A 21,424-nucleotide genomic window follows, 5' to 3' on the forward strand; every position below is an offset into this window, starting at 1 on the left:
ACGGCCATACAAGCAGATGGCGCCGCCGTCAGCGCGAGGGGCCACCGCCGTGGGGGCCGCCGTAGCCGCCCTGCCCGCCCTGCCCGCCGTACGGGCCGCCGCCGGGGTAGCCGCCGTTCCCCTGGCCCTGGCCCTGGCCGTTCCCCCAGCGCCCCTGACCCTGGCCGCCAGCGGGCGGCTGTTCGGCCTGCTGCCGGGCCTGCTGCTGGCGGGCCTGCTCGGCCCAGCGCTTCCAGGCCTCGGCCCGCTTCTGCCACTGCTCGGCCCGCTCCGGCCAGGACGGGGCCGGGTCGGAGCGCTGACCGGACGACGGGGTGCGGGACTCGGCGGCGGGGGCGGCCGGGGCCTGCGTGGCCGGTTTCGCGGCGGGCGCTGGGGCCGCGGGCTCCGTGGTGCGCGAGCCGCGCAGCGGCTTGTCGCCGACGGCCGACTCGGCGAGCGCGGCGGTCTTCGGCTCGGGCGCGTCGGGCGTGGCGGCCGAGGAGTCGCGCCCCGGGGCGGCCTGCGCCTCGCGCGCGTCCTTGCCCATGAGCATGAAGAGCGCGGTGGCCGCGCCGGTGGCGGACAGCAGGATCGCCCCGGCGGCCGCCTTGCGCCGCGGGTCGATGCCACGGCGGCGGGCGCGGGCGTGCCGGGGGCCGATGACCTCGCCCTGGAGGATGTGCGGGGTGACGGCGTCGCCCGCCTCGAGGGGCTGGGGGCCGGGGGTGACAAGTGTCGGATTCACGATGCGCTTGTCCGCCGGATACGGCGGCCCGGATTGCTCAACGGAGCGGTCAGCCATGGTCGTTGATGATGCCGGTTTGGCCGAACCCTGTCCAATAATGATGGGGGATTGTTCCCATTTGCTGCACAAGAGAGTTATAGCCTGAGGATGACGGTGTCCGGAAAGCGCTCTCCCCCTGGGTTTCCGACCAGTTGACGCCGTACTGACCGGTAGGCAGGATCGCACCCGACGACACTGTCGACCGGCTGACGAGGACGGGATACCACCAACCATGGCGTACGACGCGGATGTGATCGTGGTCGGGGCGGGCCTGGCGGGGCTCGCGGCCACCGCCGAACTGGCCGACGCGGGCCGCAAGGTCATCCTGCTCGACCAGGAGCCCGAGCAGTCGCTCGGCGGCCAGGCCCACTGGTCCTTCGGCGGCCTCTTCCTCGTCGACTCGCCCGAACAGCGGCGGCTGCGCGTCCGCGACAGCCGCGACCTCGCCTGGCAGGACTGGCTGGGCACGGCCGGTTTTGACCGCGACGAGGACCACTGGCCGCGCCGCTGGGCCGAGGCGTACGTGGACTTCGCGGCGGGCGAGAAGCGGTCCTGGCTGCACGCCCAGGGGCTGCGGCTGTTCCCCCTCGTCGGCTGGGCCGAGCGCGGCGGCTACGACGCGACCGGCCACGGCAACTCCGTACCCCGCTTCCACATCACCTGGGGCACCGGGCCCGGCGTCGTCGCCCCCTTCGAGCGCCGGGTGCGCGCCGCGGCCGCCCGTGGCCTGGTCGACCTGCGCTTCCGGCACCGGGTCACCGGGCTCTCGCGGAGCGCGGGCGCCGTCGACACCGTCACCGGCGAGGTGCTGGAGCCGAGCCGCGCCGAGCGGGGCACGGCCAGCAGCCGCGAGGTGACCGGCTCCTTCGAGCTGCGCGCCCAAGCCGTGATCATCACCTCCGGCGGCATCGGCGGCAACCACGACCTCGTACGCGCCAACTGGCCCGAGCGGCTGGGCACCCCGCCCGAGCGGATGATCTCCGGCGTCCCCGCGCACGTGGACGGCAAGATGCTCGGCGTCGCGGAGGCCGCCGGTGGCCACCTCATCAACCGCGACCGGATGTGGCACTACACCGAGGGCATCGAGAACTGGAACCCGATCTGGCCCCGGCACGGCATCCGCATCCTGCCCGGCCCCTCGTCGCTCTGGTTCGACGCGCGCGGACGGCGGCTCCCGGTCCCGCTGTTCCCCGGCTTCGACACCCTGGGCACCCTCGAACACATCATGCGGACCGGGTACGACTACACGTGGTTCGTCCTCACCCGGAAGATCATCGAGAAGGAGTTCGCGCTCTCCGGCTCCGAGCAGAACCCGGATCTGACGGGCAAGAGCGTCCGCGATGTGCTGGGGCGCGGGCGGGCCGGGGCGCCGGGTCCGGTCCAGGCGTTCATGGACCACGGCGCGGACTTCGTCGTCGAGCGCTCGCTGCCCGCCCTGGTGCGGCGGATGAACGAACTGACCAAGGACCCGCTCATCGACGAGGCCGAGCTGCGCCGCGAGATCGTCGCCCGGGACCGCGAGATCGCCAACCCGTACACCAAGGATCTCCAGGTCACCGCCCTGCGCGGAACCCGTAAGTACATCGCCGACCGGCTCATCCGCACCGCCGCCCCGCACCGCATCCTCGACCCCAAGGCGGGCCCGCTGATCGCCGTGCGGCTGAACATCCTCACCCGCAAGACCCTGGGCGGGCTGGAGACGGATCTGTCGTCGCGGGTGCTGACCGAGGGCGGGGAGCCGCTGCCGGGCGTCTACGCGGCGGGCGAGGCGGCGGGTTTCGGCGGCGGGGGCGTGCACGGCTACCGCTCGCTGGAGGGCACCTTCCTCGGCGGCTGCCTCTTCTCGGGACGGACGGCGGGCCGCGCGGCGGCCAGGGCGGTGTCGTAGCCCCGGGCGCGTTCACATCTGACGGAAGTCTGACGAAAAGCCACAGACGATGGCGCGCCACGCCGCCCGGTGGTCTCATCAGCACATGGACGCAACCCCCGGTGACGGTGACGGCGGCGACGACCACGGCGCACCCGTCGGCCGCCGCATCCTCCTCGGCATGCTCGGCCTCGGCGCGGCTGGTATGGCCGTCGCCCCCTGGGCGCAGCGCGGGCTGGAGAAGACGCTCGGCGCGGTGTCCGACAAGGACCCCACCGGGGTGACCGGGCTGCTGCCCAACGGCGGCGGTTTCCGGTACTACTCGGTGACGTCCTCCGTGCCGCACAAGGACGCCGCGAACTACCGCCTCACCGTCGGCGGGCTCGTCGACAAGCCCGCCGACTACCGGCTCGCCGAACTGCGCGCGCTCCCGCAGGCCCGGCTCGTCCGGGACGTCCAGTGCGTCACCGGGTGGCGGGTGCCGAAGACGCCGTTCGAGGGGGTGCGGCTGTCCACGCTGCTGGACGCCGCCGGGGTGAGCCCGCGCGCCAAGGCCGTCCGGTTCACCTGCTTCGACGGCGCGTACTCGGAGAGCCTCACGCTCGACCAGGCGCGCCGCCCGGACGTGCTGGTGGCGCTGCGGATGCGGGACAAGCCGCTGGGCCACGCGCACGGTGGCCCGGTCCGGCTCTATGTCGCGCCCATGTACTTCTACAAGTCGGCGAAGTGGCTCTCCGGTATCACCGTCACCGACGAGGTGCGCCCCGGCTACTGGGAGGACCGGGGGTACGACGTGGACGCCTGGGTCGGCAAGTCGAACGGACGCGACGATGCCCCCACTGTCTGAATCCCCCCTGCCTGAGAAGTCCCAGGTCGCCCCGGCCGCCGCCCGCCGGGTGCGCCGCTTCACCCCCGCCGAGCGCTGGATCCACCGCACGACGGCCGCCCTCCTGGGCGTGTGCGTCGTGAGCGCGGCCTGTCTGTACGTACCCGAGCTGGCCCAACTCGTCGGCCGCCGCCTGCTCGTGGTCACCGTCCACGAGTGGACCGGCATCCTGACGCCCGTACCGGCCCTCCTCGGCCTCGCCTCCCGTGCCTTCCGGTCCGACCTGGGCCGCCTCAACCGCTTCGGGCCGCACGACCGCCGCTGGCTTCGGGCCGCGCTGCGCCGCGACCACAGTCCCGCGGAGCGCCCGGCGGGCAAGTTCAACGCGGGCCAGAAGGTGTACGCCGCCTGGACAGCGGGCGCGGTGCTGGTGATGGCGGTCACCGGATCGCTGATGTGGTTCACCGGGCTCGCCCCGCTGATGTGGCGCACCAGCGCCACGTTCATCCATGACTGGCTGGCGCTGGCCGTCGGCATCGTGGTGATCGGGCACATCGGCAAGGCGCTCGCGGACCCGGAGGCGCGGCGCGGGATGCGCACCGGGCGGGTCGACCCGCGGTGGGCCGCCCGCCAGCATCCGCTGTGGCGCACGGAGGACGACGGCGGCGACAACGACGGCGGCGACAACGACGGCGGCGACAACGACGGCGGCGACAACGACGGCGGCGACAACGACGACCGGGGACACCCCGCACGCGGCGTCCGCTGAACCGTCGGCACTCGGTGCCATGATGCCTCGCATGCGCGAAAAAGGTCCAAAAAAGTCGGTTATGCGGCGATTGGTGACGATCGCCGCATGCAGTGTCGTGGCGATGGTGCCGCTCTGCGGATGCCAGATGTTCGACTCCCCGCGGCGGGACGGGCTCTGGGTGAACCCGGACGGCCCGGCCGCCCGGCATGTCCGTGCGCGGGAGGAAGAGGGGAAGAACGGAGGAAAGAACAACGACGCCGAGCTGATCCGGCGGATCGCGCAGCGGCCGGTCGCCGAATGGCTCGGCCCGCAGCCCCCTCGCGAACGGGTGCGCTTCATCACCGAATCCGCGGCCCGGACCGGCACCACCCCGGTGCTGGTCGCCTACAACATCCCGCACCGGGACTGCGGCGGGCACTCGGCGGGCGGCGCGGCGAACGGCGCGGCCTACCGGAGGTGGATCGAGCAGGTCGCCCTCGGCATCGGCGACCGCAAGGCGATCGTCGTGCTGGAGCCCGACGCGGTGGCGCAGGTCGTCGACCGCTGTGTGCCCCGCCGCGTGGTCGGCCCCCGGCTGGCGATGCTGCGCGACGCGGTGGCCGCGTTCGCCGCGCTGCCCCACGTACGGGTGTATCTGGACGCCGGGCACGCGGGCTGGATCAAGAACCCCGCCCGGCTGATGCTGCCGCTGCTCAAGAGCGGCATCGAGCAGGCGAACGGCTTCTCCCTGAACGTCGCCAACTTCCAGCGCACCGGCCGCACCAAGCGGTACGGCCACCGGCTGTCCCGCGCGGTCGGCGGAGCGCACTTCGTCATCGACACCAGCCGCAACGGCAACGGCCCGCTGCGGCGCGGGGGCAAGGCCCGGCACGGCGCCCGGCCGGGGGAGGCCTGGTGCAACCCGCCGGGGCGGGCGCTGGGCGAGCCGCCGAGCACCCGCACGGGCGATCGGCTGGTGGACGCGTATCTGTGGATCAAGCGGCCCGGCGAATCCGACGGGACGTGCAACGGCGGGCCCCCGGCGGGCCGCTGGTGGCCCGAGTACGCGCTCGGCCTGGCCCGGAACGCCGACGGCCCGGGCCGTGACGCACACGGTCCGGGCCGCCACTGAGGCGCGTCGGGTATCGGTATCACAGCGCGCACACCGCGTCCTGGTCCTTCGCCGGGGCGCACGGTCCCTCGCTGTCCGCGCGCGCGGTCGGTACGGCCGGCGCCGCCACCGGGCGGCGCCGGCCCCGCAGTACCCCGCCGTACCAGATGGCCACCGGCGCCAGGCACAGCGCGAGCGCGAGGACGGCCCAGGTGCGCATCGCCGCGTGCGTATGGCCGAGGAAGAACGAGGCCGCGAGCGAGGTGCCGAAGAGCCCGCCCCACAGCAGATGGATACGGAACGTGGAGAGCCGGTCCGGGCTGGACGAGTCGCCCTTGGGCGTGACCACGAACCGGCTCTTGCGCCGCAGCACCGCGTCGAACAGCGACTTGACGTAGATCGGCGCGGACAGGGCCGAGAGCGCCATCCCGGCGAGTCCGCCCGACCCCTCGGGTTCGTGCGGGGAGACATTGTGGCGGCGGTTCCAGATGTACAGCCCGATCTGCAGCATGGCGGCGTCGCTGTAGAGCATCATCCACAGCTCGGCCGGGATGTCGAGCCCGGCCGCGCCCAGCATCAGGAAGAGCGTGCAGGACAGCGCGGAGAGCACCCAGTTGACGGCGGTCATCGGGTAGTACGTGATGAGCAGCGTGTAGTTGAGCAGCTTCCCCGGGGACAGCGTGAACGGGGCCTTCCAGAACTGCTTGAGCACCGTCTCGTAGGTGCCCCGGCTCCACCGCATCTGCTGGGTGAAGAAGTCCGTCCACGAACTGGGGCCCTCGCCGACCGCGAGCACGTCCGGGGTGTAGACCGAGCGCCACTTCCTGCCGGTGGCCGGGTTGCGGTGGCGGTGCAGCTCGAAGCCGGTGGCCATGTCTTCGGTGATCGAGTCGTACAGTCCGCCGATGGTGCGCAGCGCGCTGATCCGCACCGCGTTGTTGGTGCCCACGAACATCGGGCTCCCATAGGCGTTCCCGGCCCGCTGGATCAGCGCGTGGAACAGGAACTGCTGGCTCTCGGCGGCCTTCGTGACGGCGCCGTCGTAGTTTCCGTACACCTGCGGTCCCACGACGAACGAGACATCCGGATCACGGAAGTAACCCAGCATGCGCTCCAGGAAGTTCGGCAGCGGCACATGGTCGGTGTCCACACACGCCATGAATTCATAATCGTCGCCGTGCGCGTCCAGCCAGGCGTTGTAATTGCCGTGCTTCGTCCGCGCCCGGAAAGCGCCCTTCGGCTGGTTCCACTTCTCGATTCCCTTGCGCGAGAAGTGCCGTACGCCGAGCCGCGCGCACAGGTCCTTGACCTCCGCGTCGTCCCCCTCGTCCAGCAGCCAGACGTCCATCGTCCCCTGGTGCCGGATGCGCACCGCGCCCTCCAGCGTCGCCCGGACCATCGCGATCGGCTCCTTGCCGGGCACGAAACTGGTCAGGAACGCCACCCGGGTGCCGCGCTCGGCCGTCACCGGCACCGGATCCCGCGCCACCAGCGTCGCGTGCGCGTTGGAGACGACCGTGACCAGCCGGAACGTCTCGATCAGCGCGATCGAGACCAGCATCGCGACATCCGCCGCGGTCTCCCACGCCGTCACATAGTCGCGCCGCGCCCAGTGGTCGGGCTGCAGCAGCCAGAACAGCAGCAGCGCCGAGCACACCGGCGCCCCGCACAGCAGCAGCGCCGCCCGGAACCGGTGCGGCTCCTGCGCCAGCAGACTGCGGCTGCGCACCCGGTACGGGCGGCCTGCGGGCGGCTCCGTCAGCGGGCCCGCCAGCTCGCTGTACCGCTTGTACTCGTACACCCCGGCCGGGCGGGGGTGCGCGGCATCCGGGGCGGGGCGCGCGTGCGGGGGTGCGGCGGCGTGCCCGGCGGTGCGCGCGGCGGGGGCGGCGGGGGCGGCTCCCCGGCGCGCATGGGGTGCGTCTCTCGAATTTCTGACGGGGGTCTGTGCAGACATGGGCACTCCCGCGGGCTGTCTTGAACCGAATATCGCGCCGCGATGACCCGGACGGACCACATTCGTCATGTCATCGCGCGAGATGAGAAGGTAACAATCGGATGTGGCGGTATCGCGCACATCGGATTTTCGGCGCGCCCCTGGCGATAGGCCGCGAAAGAGCCACCCTGACGGCCCATCAGCGCGCGTCTTACGTGATTTACATCCCGGCCTCTGGCAAGGTCGGATATCGCGTGAAAGACGGACACCACGCGAAACCACGGCGGAACAACGGAGGATGGGGCGGGGTCGCCCGATGAGAGTCCTGCACATCATCTCCCGCCTCGGCGCGGGCGGCGCCGAGCAGCAACTGCGGCTGCTGCTGCGCCACGTACCGGTGCGCTGCGACGTGGTCGTCCTCGCCGCACCGGGCAGAACCGCCCACGGCATCCGCGCCGACGGCATCCCGGTCACACAGCTGCCCCTGGACGGCCGCGCGGGCGAGCTGCGGGCGCTGCCCGCCCTCGTGCGCACCATCCGCTCCGGCGGCTACGACCTGGTGCACACCCATCTCTACCGGGCCTGTGTCTACGGCCGGATCGCCGCCCGGCTGGCGGGCGTACGGGCCGTCATCGCCACCGAACACGCCTTGGGCGAGCGCACCGTCGACGGCCGCCCCCTGAACCCCGCCGTCCGCGCCCGCTATCTGGCCGCCGAACGGCTGGGCTCGGCGACCGTCGCCGTCTCGGCCGCCGTCGCCGACCGGCTGCGCGACTGGGGCGTGCCCAACCACCGCATCCATCTGGTGCCCAACGGCATCGACGCCCGCCACTTCCGCTTCACCCCCGCCGCCCGCACCGCCGCCCGCGCCCGCCTGGCCATCCCCGAACACGCCTTCGTCGTCGGCGCGGTCGGCCGCCTGGTCCCCGCCAAGCGGTTCGACACGGCGGTACGGGCCGTAGCCAACGTCCCCGGCGCCCGGCTGCTGCTGGTCGGCGAGGGCCCCGAGCGCCCCGCCCTGGAGGACCTGGCCGCCCGGCTCGGCGCCGCCGATCGCGTCCGGCTGCTGGGCGAGCGGGACGGCGCCGTCGCCTCGCCCGACGACCGGCCCGCCGGGCTGCCGGGGCTGCTGGCCGCCATGGACGTACTGGTCTCGCCGTCCGCCGAGGAGGCGTTCGGACTCGCCGCGCTGGAAGCCCTCGCGTCCGGACTGCCGGTGCTGCACACCGCCTGCCCGGCCCTCGACGAACTGCCCGCCGAGGCCGCCCCCGCCGCCCGCCGCATCGCCCCCGGCGCGGCCCCCCTCGCCGACGCCCTGCGCCGCCAACTGGCCACGGGCCCCCGCCGGTACCCGGTGCCGGACGCGGTCGAGCGCTACGACATCGCCCGCGGCGTCCGCCGTCTCATGGACCTCTACGACCGCACCACCACCTGCGGCCCGGACGGCTGCCTGCGCGGCCCCGCAGCCGGAATGCGCCCAGTACGCGGCGGAGAACACGGCGCGACCACGGGCTGAGCCCGGCGTCTCCGTACGGACCGCCGGTCAGCTCGCGGTCGGCGCGGGACCGTGGGCGCGGTGGTCGCGGGGGCTGATGCCGCGTTCGCGCTTGAACGCCGTGGACAGCGCGAACGCGCTGCCGTACCCCACCCGCCGGGCCACCGCCGCCAGCGTCGCGTCCGGCTCGCGCAGCAGATCGGCGGCGAGGGCCAGCCGCCAGCCGGTCAGATACGCCATCGGCGGCTCGCCCACCAGCGCGGTGAAGCGGCGGGCCAGCGCCGCCCGCGAGACGCCCGCCTTCGCGGCCAGCCCCGCCACCGTCCACGGATGCGCCGGGTGGTTCTGCAGCAGCCGCAGCGCATGGCCCACCACCGGATCGCCCAGCGCCCGGTACCAGGCCGGGGCCCGCGCCTCCGGCCGGGCGAACCAGGCCCGCAGCACGGCGATCAGCAGCAGGTCCAGCAGCCGGTCCAGCACCGCCGACTGCCCCGCCTCGTCCCTCACGATCTCCTCACCGAGCCAGGGCATCAGCGGGCAGTCCCACACCTCGCCGTCCAGCACCAGCAGCGGCGGCAGCGCATTCAGCAGCCGCCCGCTGATCTCCCCGTCCAACAGGTAGGTGCCGATGAGCAGCGTCGTCGAGCCGTCCGCGCTGTTGCCCCAGGTGCGCACGCCCAGCGCCATCGCCTCGGCCAGATCCCGGCCGTCCGCCGTGCGGCACTCCTCGTCCGGCAGGATCCACGCGTGCGGCGCGGTGTCCGGAGAGTCCGCCACGGTGTACGGGTCCGGGCCGCGCACGACCGCCACGTCCCCCGGACCCAGCCGCCGTGGCGCGCCTTCGCCCGGCACCACCCACGCCTCGCCGCGCGCCACCGTCATCAGACACAGCGGGGCCCGGTCCTCGATCCGCACCGACCACGGCGGCTCCATCACGGCCCGCAGCAGGAAGGCATCCCGGGCCCGGGGCCCGTCCAGCAGGTTCGCCAGCGCGTCCATGCCGCACAGCGTAGACGCGCGCTTATGCGGATGAGCCTCTCGGCCATGGCCCGTCTCACCGCAGCCCAGTTGACTGTCCGTATGACCACAACCGAGAACACCACACTGGTACTCGGCGGCACCGGCAAGACCGGCCGCCGGATCGCCGAGCGGCTGACCGCCGCCGGGCGGCCGGTCCGTATCGGCTCCCGCACCGGCGAGCCGCGCTTCGACTGGGAGGACCGCACCACCTGGGCGCCCGCGCTGCGCGGCACCGGCGCCGCGTACCTCGCGTACTACCCCGACATCGCCGACCCGGGCGCCGCCGCCACCCTCCGGGACTTCGCAGAACAGGCCGTCCGCGGCGGCACCCGGCGGCTGGTGCTGCTCTCCGCGCGCGGCATGGACGCGACGCTGCCCGCCGAGCGGGCCATGGCGGTGGACGGCGCCGAGTGGACGGTCCTCCGGGCCAGCTGGTTCTTCCAGAACTTCAGCGAGGGCATCCTGCGGGACGGCGTGCTCGGCGGCGAGATCGTCTTCCCCGCCGGGGACGTGGAGGAGCCCTTCATCGACGCCGACGACATCGCGGACGTCGCGGTCGCGGCCCTGACCGGAGACGGGCACGCGGGGCGGATCCACGACCTCACCGGCCCCCGGCTGCTGACCTTCGCCGAGGTGGCCGGGGAGATCGCCCGCGCGACCGGACGCGAGGTGCGCTACACACCGGTCTCCGTCGAGGAGTACGGGGCGATGCTGAGCGGTTACGGGCTCTCCGACGACCTCGTCGCCTTCCTGGCCGAGCTGTTCGGCGCGCTCCTGGACGGCCGTAACGCACAGCTGACGGACGGCGTCCACCGAGCGCTGGGCCGCCCGCCGCGCGACATCGCCGACTTCGCGCGGGAGGCCGCGGCGATCAGTCTGTAGAGATCAGCTGGCGGCGAGCAGCTTGTCGAGGGTGATCGGCAGATCGCGCACCCGCACACCGGTCGCGTGGTGCACCGCGTTGGCGATGGCCGCGGCCGTGCCGACGATGCACACCTCGCCGACCCCCTTGGCGCCCATCACATTGGTGTGCGGGTCCGCCGCGTCCACCCAGTGCGCCTCGACCGCGTGCACATCGGCGTTGGCGGCGATGTGGTACTGGGCGAAGTCCTGGTTGACCACATGGCCGAAGCGCGGGTCCAGCACGCTGTGTTCGTACAGCGCCATCGACATGCCCTGCGTCATGCCGCCCAGCAGCTGCGAGCGGGCGGTTCTCGGGTTGATGACCCGGCCCACGTCGAACATCCCGAGCAGCCGGGGCACCCGGATCTCCCCGGTGTCCGCGTCCACCCGGACCTCGGCGAACTGCGCGCCGAAGCTGTGCATCGCGTAGCGCTCGGCGGCGGGGTTCGCGGGCATGTCGGCGGTGACCTCCAGGCCGTCCGGCGGGATCACACCGCCGTGTTCGGTCTCCAGGAGCGTCCCCAGCTGGGTGGCGGCCTCCGCGATCGACGAACCCCAGCTGTTGATGCCGGAGGAGAAACCGGCGGGGGAGGCGCTGGGCAGGGTGGTGTCCCCGATGCGCAGCTCCACCCGCTCGACCGGCACGCCGAGCGCGTCCGCCGCGATCTGGGTGAGCGCGGTCCAGGTGCCGGTGCCGAGGTCGGCGGCGGCGATCAGCACCGTGCAGTGCCCGTCCGGCGCGATCCGGACCGTCGCCGCGTTCCCCGGGAGGCGCGGCGAGGGGTACGTGGAGACGGCCACCCCGGTCCCGATCAGCCAGCGCCCCTTGCGGCGCGCCCGGGGCGTCGGATCGCGGCGCTCCCATCCGGCCCGGCGGGCGCCCTCGCGCAGACAGGCCACCAGATGGCGGCTGGAGAACGGCAGCCCCGACTCCGGGTGGACCTCCGGCTCGTTGCGGATACGGAACTCCACCGGGTCCATGCCGCACGCGATCGCCATCTCGTCCATCGCCGACTCCAGCGCGAACATGCCCTGCGCCTCGCCCGGCGCCCGCATGATCGTCGGCACCGGGATGTCCAGCGGGGCCAGCCGGTGGGTGGTGCGCCGGTGCGGGGCGGCGTACAGCAGCCGGGTGCAGACGGCGGTCTGGTCGGCGTACCCCTTGGCGCGGGCGGTCTGCTCGACCACGTCATGGGTGATGGCGGTGAGCCTGCCCTCGGTGTCGGCGCCCAGCCGGATGCGCTGGATCGACGCCGGGCGGAAGCCCACCAGCGCGAACATCTGCTGGCGGGTCAGCGTGAACTTCACCGGTCTGCGCACGGTCCGCGCCGCCATCGCGGCGAGCACCGCGTAGCTGTGCGGATAGACCTTCGAGCCGAAGCCGCCGCCGACATGCGGGGACACCACCCGCACCCGGCCCGGTTCGAGCCCCAGAGTGGCGGCGATCAGATCGCGGCTCATGGTGGCGCCCTGCGTGGAGCAGTACACCAGCAGCTCGCCGTCGGTCCAGGTGACCACGGCGGTGTGCGGCTCCATCGGATTGTTGTGGTGCATCGGCGTGGTGTACGTGGCGTCCAGCGTGGTGTGCGCACCGGCCAGCGCCGCGTCGGGGTCGCCGAGAACGCTGTCGGCGGGGGAGCCGTCCTGGAGTTCGCCACCGCCCTGGCCGAACTGGGCCGCGTCCAGCGGCTTGTAGAGGTCGTCGCGGTCCTCGCGCAGCGCGGTGTCCGGCGGGCGCTGCTCGTACGTGAACCGCACCAGGCCCGCCGCGTACCGGGCCGTCTCCGGGGTCTCCGCGACCACCGCGCCGGTGAACTGCCCGCGCCAGGCGACCTCGTCGGACTGCAGCACCGCCAGCTCCGGATCGTCGGGGATGGTCAGCCGTGGCGCGGTGAGATGGGTGAGCACGGCCAGCACCCCCGGCTCGGCCTCCGCGGCGGACGTGTCCACCCCGGTGATCCGCCCGGCGGCGATGGTGGACTGCAGCGGATGGAGATAGGCGGGGTGCTCGACGGGCCACTCGAAGGCGTAGGTGGCGGTGCCGGTGACCTTCAGCGCGCCGTCCACCCGGCGCAGCGGCGTGCCGACCGCCCGGGGCCGTTCCCTGACCTCCTCGCTGGCCTTGCTCATCGGGCCACCTCCAGCAGATCGAGCAGCGTGGCGACGAGGGTGTTGCGGGCGAGCGCCACCTTGAAGGCGTTGCCCGGCAGCGGGTCCGCCTGGGCCAGTTCGGCCGCGGCGGCGTCCCGGAAGCTGTCCCACGTCGCGGGCGCGCCGCGCAGCGACTCCTCGGCCTTCCACGCCCGCCACGGCTTGTGCGCGACTCCGCCCAGCGCGATGCGTACGTCCCGTACGGTCCCGCCGTCCGCGACGTCCAGCGCGGCGGCGACCGACACCAGCGCGAACGCGTACGAGGCGCGGTCGCGCACCTTGCGGTAGCGGGAGGTGGTGGCGAAGTCGGGCGGCGGCAGCTCCACGGCCGTGATCAGCTCCCCGCGCCGCAGCACCGTGTCCTGCTCGGGGGAGTCGCCGGGCAGCCGGTGCAGCTCGGTCAGCGGGACGCGCCGCTCGCCGTCCGGGGTCTGGCCCTGTACGCCCTGGACACAGACCACCGCGTCGAGCGCGGCCAGCGCGACCGCCATGTCGGAGGGGTGGGTGGCCACACAGGAGGGCGAGGCGCCGAGGATCGCCATATCGCGCTGATGGCCCTCCAGCGCCGAACAGCCCGACCCCGGCGCGCGCTTGTTGCACGGGGTGGTCACGTTCTGGAAGTACGGGCAGCGGGTGCGCTGCAGCAGGTTCCCGCCGGTGGTGGCGAGGTTGCGCAGCTGGCCCGAGGCGCCCGCCAGCACGGCCTGCGAGAGCACCGGATAGCGCCGCCGGACCCGGCGGTCGGCGGCCAGATCGCTGCCCGTGACGGCGGCGCCGATGCGCAGGGCCCCGTCCGGCAGCTCCTCGATCCGGTCGGAGGTGAGCCGCCGGACGTCGATCAGGACCTCGGGGGTCGCGACCTCCAGCCGCATCAGGTCCACCAGGTTCGTCCCACCGGCCAGATACGCCGCCCCGGGCTCCTCGGCCAGCGCGGTCACGGCTGCCGACACGGTGTCGGCATGCTCGTAGCGGAAGGGTTTCATCGGCGCCCCTCCTGATGGCGTGCGGCCTCGTCCCGGTGCGCTACGTCGGCGATGGCCGGGACGATGTTGGCGTACGCGGCGCAGCGGCACAGGTTGCCGCTCATGCGCTCGGCGATCTCCTCGTCGTCCAGCACCACATCGGCGGCGTTCGGATCCTTGGCCACGGCGCTCGGCCAGCCCTCCGCCGCCTCGCGCAGCATGCCGACCGCCGAGCAGATCTGGCCGGGGGTGCAGTAGCCGCACTGGAAGGCGTCATGGGCGATGAACGAGCGCTGCAGCGGATGCAGACCGTCGCCCTCCCCGGCACGAGACCGGCGGCCGTGACGATGTCGGCGCCCTGGTGGGCCACCGCCAGCGCCAGACAGGCCAGCGCGCGGCGGCCGTCGAGCAGGATCGTGCAGGCGCCGCACTGGCCATGGTCACAGCCCTTCTTGGGGCTGGTGTTCCCCAGCCGCTCGCGGAGGGCGTCCAGCAGCGTCGTACGGGTGTCGACGGTGAGCCGGTGCTCCGTACCGTCCACCCGGAGCGTGATCTCCACGTCCATGCTTCACATCATCGGACATATGTGCACTGATCGCCCGTTCTAGGTCATACGAACGGCCTTCGGCCAGGTGCACGAGATCGCCGACGGCGCGGTGGGCTCAGCTGACCGTCCCGCCGCGCCATCGGCGCCACCGGCTCCGCGCGCCGCTCAGGACCGCTCGGCGCCGCCGTCGACGGACGACAGCACGCCGTCCAGATGCGGCAGGTAGTGGTCCATCCGCTCCCGCTTGGTCAGCAGGTACGGCAGGTTCTCCTCGCACGGCTGGATCAGCAGCGGAACCTGCTCGCTGATCTTGATGCCGTGGCGCAGCAGCGCCTCCCGCTTGCGCGGGTTGTTGGAGAGCAGCCGTATGGAGCGCACCCCGAGGTCGTGCAGCATCTCCGCCGCCACCTGGTAGTCGCGGGCGTCGTCCGGGAGGCCGAGGGCGAGGTTGGCCTCAACCGTGTCGAGCCCTTCCGCCTGCAGCTGCATCGCCTGGAGCTTGGCCAGCAGGCCGATGCCCCGGCCCTCGTGGCCGCGGAGGTAGACGAGGATGCCCCGCCCCTCGCTCACGATGGCGCGCAGCGCCGCGGAGAGTTGGTCGCCGCATTCGCAGTGCCGGGAGCCGAACGCGTCTCCCGTCAGGCACTCGGAATGCACGCGCGTCAGTGCGTCCTCGCCCTTGACGTCGCCGTATACCAGCGCGATCTGTTCGTCTCCGCGATTGTGGTCCTGGTAGCCGAAAGCGAGGAAATCGCCGTGCACGGTGGACAGCCGGAGATTCACCACTCGTTCGACATCCGATCGACGTGCGCTGTCGACCAACACGCTATCACTTGCTGTCATGTTGCAACCCTATCTGGTAAACGCCGGGTGGCGTAGGGGAAAATGGCAAAGTCGGCCGGGTGATTGGCCGCGCATCCCGTAGCACGAAGAACGAAAGGCCCGAAGAACATGAGCGATTCGGAAACGCCGGACCAGTGGGCCTCGGGGCTCCTGCCGCCGACGACCACCGAGGAGGTGCGGGACCTGCGGGCCGGCGTCGCCGTCCTGCCCATCGGCAGCTTCGAGCAACACGGCGCGTATCTCCCGCTGGTGACGGACACGGTCATCGCCTGCACCATCGCCAGAGAGATCGCCGCGGCGTATCCGGTCCAACTCCTCCCGCCCGTCACGGTGTCGTGCTCGCACGAGCACGCGGACTGGCCGGGCACCGTCTCCATATCCGCCGCGACCCTGTACGCCGTGGTGCGCGACATCGCAGGATCGCTGCGCCGCTCCGGTATCGGCTCGCTGATTCTGGTGAACGGACACGGCGGAAATTACGTCCTGCGCAACATTGTTCAGGAATCCGCCGGGACCGGTACCCGCATGGCCCTTTTCCCGGGCTCGGCCGACTGGGACACGGCCCGCACCAGGGCCGGTGTCCAGACCCCGTCGTACAGCGATATGCACGCGGGGGAAGTGGAGACCTCCATCCTGCTGCATGCCCATCCCGAACTCGTCCGTCCCGGTTATGAAACCTCCGATTGTCTCGCCGACGACCGGAAGCATCTGCTGACTCTCGGTATGGCCGAGTACACCGAGTCCGGTGTCATCGGCCGCCCTTCCCTGGCATCCGCCGGGAAGGGAAAGGAGCTTCTCGCCGCACTCACCGAATCCTTCGCCGAGTATCTAAATTTGGTCGGCGACCGGCAGAAAGTGTGCGACCGGCAGGAAGCGGGGGAGACGCGATGACGACCCTGGATACGGCACAGGCCTGGGAGCGGCTGCTCTCCGTACGGACCGTGGCCGAGGCCCGGGCCGCCGGGCTGACGCGCGGCGCGGACGGCGCGGTGCGCTGGCGGCAGGACGCCACCGAGGAGGCGGACGAACTCGCCGACCGCTATCTGCCGCTCTGCCTGGCCGGGCCCCGGCTGACGATCGCCCAGCTCGGCCAGAGCCTCGACGGGTTCATCGCGACCCGCACCGGCGACGCCGACTACGTCACCGGCGAGGAGGACCGGTGCCATCTGCACCGGCTGCGCGCCCTCACCGACGCCGTGGTCGTCGGGGCCGGGACCGCCATCGCGGACGACCCCCAGCTCACCGTGCGCGCCTGCGCCGGACCGCATCCGGTGCGCGTCGTCCTCGATCCGCACGGCCGGGTACCTCACCATCGCCGGGTCTTCACCGACGGCTCAGCGCCGACCCTGTGGGCGGTGGGAGCGGACGCCCGGGACGGGCGGCCGGCGCCGGACGGAGTTGACGTACTGACCCTGCCGGACCGTGCCGCGTTCGCGCCGCAGCGCCTGGTGGAGGCGCTTGCGGCGCGCGGACTTGGCCGGGTGCTGATCGAGGGCGGCGGCGTCACGGTGTCGCGCTTTCTGCATGACGGCGCGCTGCACCGCCTCTATGTCACCGTGGCACCGGTTCTGCTCGGCGACGGCATCCCGGGGCTCCGCTTCGACGGCACCCCCGTCATGCGCGACGCCCTGCGGCCCCGGACCCGCCGGGCCCGCCTCGGCGAGGACACCCTCTTCGAGCTGGACCTGGGGACGCCGCAGCCCGACGGCCCACTGACCGACCAGCACACCGAGACCGGGCAGGCTCGCGGCGAAGGTGAGCACCCCGTACACGACGGAGACCGTCAGCCCCTGGGCGGCACCCAGGCCCGCGGTGCCGAAGGCCCAGGCGGTGACGCCCTCGCGGGGACCCCAGCCGCCGACGTTCAGCGGCAGCGCCATGGCGAGCAGGGCCAGCACCATGATGGGCACCAGCTCGGCCGCCGGGGCGGTTGATCCCGCCGCCCGCGCGGCCAGCAGGAACGTTCCGAGATAGCCCGCCAGCACCACGGCGGACGAGAACACGACCCCCGGCCAGCTCGCGCGGGCCAGCAGCCCGAGCCGCGCCTCGGTGAGCGCGGCGCGCAGCGCCCGGCGCCCCCGCGAGGTGCCGGGCCTGCGGCGCAGCCGTACGACGGCCACGGCCCCGAGCCCGCACACCGCGATCAGCGCGGGTGCGGCGCCGGGCGTCGTGGCCACGGCGTGGAGCGCCTGGCGGGCCTCCGCGAGAACGAGCGAGGGCCGGGCGAAGAGAACCGCCACGCCGACCATCACCAGCACCACCTGACCCGCCGTCCGCTCCAGCACCACCGCGCGCACGCCCCGGGCGACATCGCCCTCGGTGCGCCCGTGCCGTACCGCGCGGTGCACATCGCCGAGGACGCCGCCGGGCAGCGCCGCGTTGAGGAACTGCGAGCGGTAGTAGTCGGCGACGGCCTGGCGCAGGGGCAGCCGGATGCGCAGCGCCCGCGCCACCACGCACCAGCGCCAGGCGCTGAACACGGTGGTCAGCAGGCCGAGTCCGAGCGCGGCCAGCAGCGTGAGGCCGTCGATGCGGCGCAGCCCGTCCAGGAAGGCGCCGGTGCCCATCTGCCACAGCAGCACCGCGATGATGGCCGCCCCGGCGAGGGTGCCGAGCCGCGCCCGGATCGTCGCGCTCATGACACTCCGCCCGTCGGTCCGGCGCTCACCGGACGCGGCAGTGCCAGCAGGTCGTCGTGGTGCACCACCACCCGCAGCCCGCCCGCCTCGCACTCCGCCAGCCTGCGCCGCAGATACGTCTCGGCGCGCGGCTTCAGCTCCGGCCGGTGCTCCACCGCCGCGCCCACCCAGCCCCGCAGCCACTCCGCCGCCAGCGCCGACTCCCCGGCGCCCAGCAGCCAGGGGCTGCCGTGCGTCCGTACCGTCGCACCGTGCCGGGCGAAGGCCTCGGACGCCACCGTGACCGCGTCCGGACCCAGCAGACCGGAGCGCCGCTGATGGGCGTTGAACGCCTCCGCGATCTCCGCGTCCAGCGGGTCCTCCGGGGTCAGATCGACCCGTCCCGCCACCGACAGCGCCAGCAGCACCGGACAACCGGCCCCGGCACTCGCCGCGGCCAGCCCCTCCACTTCCTCGGCGGTGAGCACGTCCAGCAGCGCGGAGGCCGTCACCAGCGAGGCACCGGCCAGATCGGCCGCGGTCAGCGAGCCCAGGTCACCACGGCGCGTGCGCACCGTGACCGGGCTGCCGTCGGCGGCCGTACGCGGCGCCCGCTCGGCCGCCAGCTCCAGCAGAGCCGGGTCGTGGTCGTGCAGAACCCACTGCTGCGGGCCGTCCAGCCGGGGCGCCAGCCACCGGCCCAGGGAGCCGGTGCCGCAGCCGAGGTCATGGATCACCCGCTCGGTGCCCTCGGGCGCCTCGGCGAACCGGGCCCGCAGCGGCACCACGAGTTCGGGCGCGCGGGCGAGAGCGTCCGCGCCCTCGCGCAACTCCAGCCACTCGGGTGCGTACTGAGGCGTATCGGTGGTGGTCACGCGGCCCTCCGGGGTTCGCGGCGAAGTCGTTCCAGCGCACCGGCCAGATCCCGGACGGTCGTCTGCCAGCCGTCCAGCGCGGTGCGGCGGCCGCGGGCGGCCGTGATCAGCCGGCGGCGTACATCGGGGTCGCCCAGCCAGCGGCGCAGCGCCGCCCTGAGCGCGGCCGGGTCGTCCGGGGCGACGAGCAGGCCCGGCACACTGCCCTCGGGCGCGTGCCCGAGCGCCTCCGGAACCCCGCCCACGGCGGTGGCCAGCACCGGGACGCCGTGCGCCAGCGCCTCGGTCACCACCATCCCGTAGGTCTCGGCGTACGAGGCGAGCACCAGCAGATCGGCACCGGCGAAGCTCGCCTCCAGCTCCGCGCCTTGGCGTGGCCCGGTGAGCCGTACCCGGTCGCCGAGGCCGGTCGCCGCGATCAGCTCGCGGACCCGTTCCACATAGCCGGGGTCCTGGCCGAGACCGCCGACGCACTCCAGCGTCCACGGCAGATCGGTGACCTCGGCCAGCGCCTCCACCAGCCGGTGCTGGCCCTTGCGCGGCGTCACCGAGGCGACGCACAGCAGCCGGGTGCCCTCGTCCGTGCCGGACGCCTGCGACGCCACATCGGCGCCGGGCGCGGCCACATGGACCCGGCCCGGGTCCAGCCCGTGGTGCGCCACGAGCCGCCGGGCCGCCCAGCCGCTGGTGGCCACGACGGCGGGCATCGCGGCCAGCGTCTTGCGCTCCAGCGCGTCCAGGTCCGCCGCCCGGCCGGGGGCCAGCCCCGTCTCCTCACCCAGCGGCAGATGCACCAGCACCGCGAGCCGCAGCCGCTCCGCCTCGGGAACGACGAGATAGGGGAGCGCGCAGGCGACGAGGCCGTCGAGGAGGACGATGCTGCCGTCCGCCAGCTCGGCCAGCAGCCGGGACAGTTCCGCGCGCGTCGCGGGCCCGGGCTGCGGCCAGCTGCCCGCGATCGTGTGCTCGTGGACGTCCCAGCCGATGCCGGGCAGCTCCCGGCAGATCCGCCGGTCGTACGTATTACCGCCGCTCGGCGCGGCCGGGTCGTCCACCCCGCCGGGCATCACGACATGCACCCGGCGCGCCGGCGGCGGGGCGGCACCGCCGCCGAAACTCATCAGGCTCCCGGGGCTCTCCAGATGGGCGGTCACACGTCACGCTCGTAACTCGCCCAGGCGACATGCGACTCATGCAGGGTCACCTGAATCCCGGCCAGGCCGCGCGCGCCCTCGCCGAGCGCCCCGGCGTGCACCCGCTCCGCGAGCCGGTCGGCGATGACCTTGGCCAGGAACTCGGTGGAGGTGTTGATCCCCTTGAAGGCGGGCTCGTCATCGAGGTTGCGGTAGTTGAGGTCGCCGACGACCGAGGACAGTTCCTGGGTGGCCAGTCCGATGTCGACGACGATGTTGTCGTCGTCCAGCGCGGCGCGCCGGAAGGTGGCGTCCACCAGAAACGTGGCTCCGTGCAGACGCTGCGCGGGTCCGAAGACCTCTCCGCTGAAGCTGTGGGCGACCATCAGGTGATCGCGGACGGTGATGCTGAACAACGGCCCTCCCGGTCCGGCGGCACATCTCGGCTACTAGTACGGCCGATGCCTTCCCCATGTTCAGCCGCAGCTCAGCCTTGTTCAGACGGGTTTACGCAGACCCCTCCAGATGGCCTTACGCAGACCCCTAGTACCGCACCCGGTGGCACAGCCCCGGCAGCTCACCGGTGGCGATCCGGGCCATCACCCCCGGCAGTTCCTCGAACGCGCACTCCCCGGTGACCAGCGCGTCCAGCGCGGGATCGGCGAGCAGTTCCAGCGCGACCGCCAGCCGGTCCGCGTAGCCGCGGCGGCCGCTCCGGGCGGCCGGGGACACCGTCCCCACCTGACTGCTGCGCACGGTCAGCCGCCGGGAGTGGAACGCCTCGCCCAGCGGCACGCTGATCCGGCGGTCGCCGTACCAGCTCAGCTCGATGACCGTGCCCTCCGGAGCGAGGAGTTCCAGGGAGCGCGCGAGGCCTGCCTCGCTCGCGCTGGCGTGCACCACCAGATCGCGGTCGCCCTCCGCCTCCTCCGGCAGCGCGAAGTCGACGCCGAGCGCCTTGGCGATCTCGGCGCGCGCCGGGTCGGCGTCCACCAACTGCACCCGTACGGCCGGATAGCGGGCCAGCAGCGCGGCGACCGACGCCCCGACCATCCCCGCCCCGACCACCGCGATCCGGTCGCCGAGCAGCGGCGCCGCGTCCCACACGGCGTTCACCGCGGTCTCCACCGTCCCGGCCAGCACCGCCCGCTCGGCGGGCACGCCCTCCGGTACGGGGGTCACGGCTCCCGCCGGGACCACGTACCGCGTCTGATGCGGGAACAGACAGAAGACCGTACGGCCCGCCAGCTCCTGCGGCCCCTCCTCGACCACCCCCACATTGAGGTAGCCGTACTTCACCGGCCCGGGGAAGTCGCCCTCCTGGAACGGCGCCCGCATCGCGCCGTACTGGCTCTGAGGCACCCCGCCCCGGAACACCAGCGCCTCCGTGCCACGGCTCACACCGGAGCACAGCGTCCGCACCACCACCTCACCCTCCGCGGGCTCGGGCAGCACCACATCCCGTATCCCGCCGTGACCGGGGGAGTTGAGCCAGAAAGCACGGGCGGCGCGCTCCATGAGCGTCCTCCATAAGGATCGAGCGGAAACTCCGCGCGGAAACAATGGGCCGCATCTCGCGCTGAACAAACGGGAGACGCGCCACGTACGGGACATCATCAAGCCGCGCACACGCTACGCGGC

Annotated in this window: 17 protein-coding genes and 3 pseudogenes; 8 read left to right on the plus strand and 12 right to left on the minus strand. The window is 73.2% G+C overall.

What is annotated here, in order from left to right; genetic code table 11:
- Positions 1 to 28 precede the first annotated feature (28 nt).
- Positions 29 to 784, minus strand: coding sequence for a hypothetical protein (locus ACWC5C_RS27550; RefSeq protein WP_450879579.1), 756 nt, complete (start codon positions 782 to 784; stop codon positions 29 to 31).
- Positions 785 to 998: 214 nt separating this feature from the next.
- Here ACWC5C_RS27550 and ACWC5C_RS27555 point away from each other — a divergent pair, with 214 nt between their 5' ends.
- The 4 genes from ACWC5C_RS27555 (at position 999) to ACWC5C_RS27570 (ending at position 5,321) form a co-directional block, all read left to right on the plus strand.
- Entirely contained in the window at positions 999 to 2,654 is a 1,656-nt protein-coding gene (locus tag ACWC5C_RS27555; RefSeq protein ID WP_450879581.1) for an FAD-binding dehydrogenase, read from the plus strand.
- Between the two features lie 85 nt (positions 2,655 to 2,739).
- Positions 2,740 to 3,480: a molybdopterin-dependent oxidoreductase gene (locus ACWC5C_RS27560; protein ID WP_450879583.1), complete on the plus strand. Its 741-nt coding sequence runs from the start codon at positions 2,740 to 2,742 to the stop codon at positions 3,478 to 3,480.
- Entirely contained in the window at positions 3,464 to 4,228 is a 765-nt protein-coding gene (locus ACWC5C_RS27565) for a cytochrome b/b6 domain-containing protein (protein ID WP_450879585.1), read from the plus strand. The genes ACWC5C_RS27560 and ACWC5C_RS27565 overlap by 17 nt, the downstream gene beginning before the upstream one ends.
- A gap of 31 nt (positions 4,229 to 4,259) precedes the next feature.
- A complete protein-coding gene (locus ACWC5C_RS27570) occupies positions 4,260 to 5,321 on the plus strand; it encodes a glycoside hydrolase family 6 protein (RefSeq protein WP_450879587.1) in 1,062 nt (353 codons plus the stop codon).
- A gap of 19 nt (positions 5,322 to 5,340) precedes the next feature.
- Here the strand turns inward: ACWC5C_RS27570 and ACWC5C_RS27575 are convergent, their stop codons facing one another.
- On the minus strand, positions 5,341 to 7,257 hold the full coding sequence (locus tag ACWC5C_RS27575) for a glycosyltransferase family 2 protein (protein WP_450879589.1): 1,917 nt from the start codon (positions 7,255 to 7,257) through the stop codon (positions 5,341 to 5,343).
- 295 nt (positions 7,258 to 7,552) lie between these two features.
- Between ACWC5C_RS27575 and ACWC5C_RS27580 the strand changes: the two genes are divergently transcribed.
- Positions 7,553 to 8,752, plus strand: coding sequence for a glycosyltransferase (locus ACWC5C_RS27580; RefSeq protein WP_450879591.1), 1,200 nt, complete (start codon positions 7,553 to 7,555; stop codon positions 8,750 to 8,752).
- A 27-nt stretch (positions 8,753 to 8,779) separates the two neighbouring features.
- Here ACWC5C_RS27580 and ACWC5C_RS27585 read toward each other — a convergent pair whose 3' ends face one another.
- Complete coding sequence (locus ACWC5C_RS27585) at positions 8,780 to 9,730, minus strand: AraC family transcriptional regulator (RefSeq protein ID WP_450879593.1); 951 nt, start codon at positions 9,728 to 9,730, stop codon at positions 8,780 to 8,782.
- An 81-nt stretch (positions 9,731 to 9,811) separates the two neighbouring features.
- Here ACWC5C_RS27585 and ACWC5C_RS27590 point away from each other — a divergent pair, with 81 nt between their 5' ends.
- A complete protein-coding gene (locus ACWC5C_RS27590) occupies positions 9,812 to 10,633 on the plus strand; it encodes an NmrA family transcriptional regulator (protein WP_450879595.1) in 822 nt (273 codons plus the stop codon).
- A 3-nt stretch (positions 10,634 to 10,636) separates the two neighbouring features.
- Here ACWC5C_RS27590 and ACWC5C_RS27595 read toward each other — a convergent pair whose 3' ends face one another.
- From ACWC5C_RS27595 to ribA, 4 genes and pseudogenes are all read right to left on the minus strand, one after another.
- Positions 10,637 to 12,784 carry a xanthine dehydrogenase family protein molybdopterin-binding subunit gene (locus ACWC5C_RS27595; RefSeq protein WP_450879597.1) on the minus strand — a complete coding sequence of 716 codons (2,148 nt, stop codon included), beginning with the start codon at positions 12,782 to 12,784 and terminating at the stop codon, positions 10,637 to 10,639.
- A complete protein-coding gene (locus tag ACWC5C_RS27600) occupies positions 12,781 to 13,788 on the minus strand; it encodes an FAD binding domain-containing protein (RefSeq protein WP_450879599.1) in 1,008 nt (335 codons plus the stop codon). The genes ACWC5C_RS27595 and ACWC5C_RS27600 overlap by 4 nt, the downstream gene beginning before the upstream one ends.
- Positions 13,785 to 14,332: pseudogene (locus tag ACWC5C_RS27605) on the minus strand (2Fe-2S iron-sulfur cluster-binding protein). Before ACWC5C_RS27605 ends, ACWC5C_RS27600 begins: the two are co-directional and overlap by 4 nt.
- Before the next feature lie 147 nt (positions 14,333 to 14,479).
- On the minus strand, positions 14,480 to 15,157 hold the full coding sequence (ribA, locus tag ACWC5C_RS27610; RefSeq protein WP_385445656.1) for a GTP cyclohydrolase II: 678 nt from the start codon (positions 15,155 to 15,157) through the stop codon (positions 14,480 to 14,482).
- Positions 15,158 to 15,265: 108 nt separating this feature from the next.
- Between ribA and ACWC5C_RS27615 the strand changes: the two genes are divergently transcribed.
- Both ACWC5C_RS27615 and ACWC5C_RS27620 read left to right on the plus strand, forming a co-directional pair.
- On the plus strand, positions 15,266 to 16,048 hold the full coding sequence (locus ACWC5C_RS27615; protein ID WP_450879601.1) for a creatininase family protein: 783 nt from the start codon (positions 15,266 to 15,268) through the stop codon (positions 16,046 to 16,048).
- Positions 16,045 to 16,686 (plus strand): annotated as a pseudogene (locus tag ACWC5C_RS27620) (RibD family protein); the annotation flags it as partial. The gene ACWC5C_RS27615 and the pseudogene ACWC5C_RS27620, both read left to right, overlap by 4 nt.
- A 270-nt stretch (positions 16,687 to 16,956) precedes the next feature.
- Here the strand turns inward: ACWC5C_RS27620 and ACWC5C_RS27625 are convergent.
- From ACWC5C_RS27625 to ACWC5C_RS27645, 5 genes and pseudogenes are all read right to left on the minus strand, one after another.
- Positions 16,957 to 17,796, minus strand: a pseudogene (locus ACWC5C_RS27625) (lysylphosphatidylglycerol synthase transmembrane domain-containing protein); the annotation flags it as partial.
- Positions 17,793 to 18,650 (minus strand): methyltransferase domain-containing protein, encoded by an 858-nt coding sequence (locus tag ACWC5C_RS27630; RefSeq protein WP_450879603.1) that lies wholly within the window; start codon positions 18,648 to 18,650, stop codon positions 17,793 to 17,795. The gene ACWC5C_RS27630 and the pseudogene ACWC5C_RS27625, both read right to left, overlap by 4 nt.
- Positions 18,647 to 19,771, minus strand: a complete 1,125-nt coding sequence (locus ACWC5C_RS27635; RefSeq protein ID WP_450879727.1) for a glycosyltransferase family 4 protein — start codon at positions 19,769 to 19,771, stop codon at positions 18,647 to 18,649. Before ACWC5C_RS27635 ends, ACWC5C_RS27630 begins: the two co-directional genes overlap by 4 nt.
- Positions 19,772 to 19,800: 29 nt before the next feature.
- The gene (locus tag ACWC5C_RS27640; protein ID WP_450879605.1) at positions 19,801 to 20,199 is read right to left on the minus strand and encodes a 6-pyruvoyl trahydropterin synthase family protein; all 399 of its coding nucleotides are present in this window, start codon (positions 20,197 to 20,199) and stop codon (positions 19,801 to 19,803) included.
- A gap of 127 nt (positions 20,200 to 20,326) precedes the next feature.
- Positions 20,327 to 21,301: a zinc-dependent alcohol dehydrogenase gene (locus ACWC5C_RS27645; protein ID WP_450879607.1), complete on the minus strand. Its 975-nt coding sequence runs from the start codon at positions 21,299 to 21,301 to the stop codon at positions 20,327 to 20,329.
- Positions 21,302 to 21,424 lie beyond the last annotated feature (123 nt).

The organism is Streptomyces sp. NPDC001700, assembly GCF_053596435.1.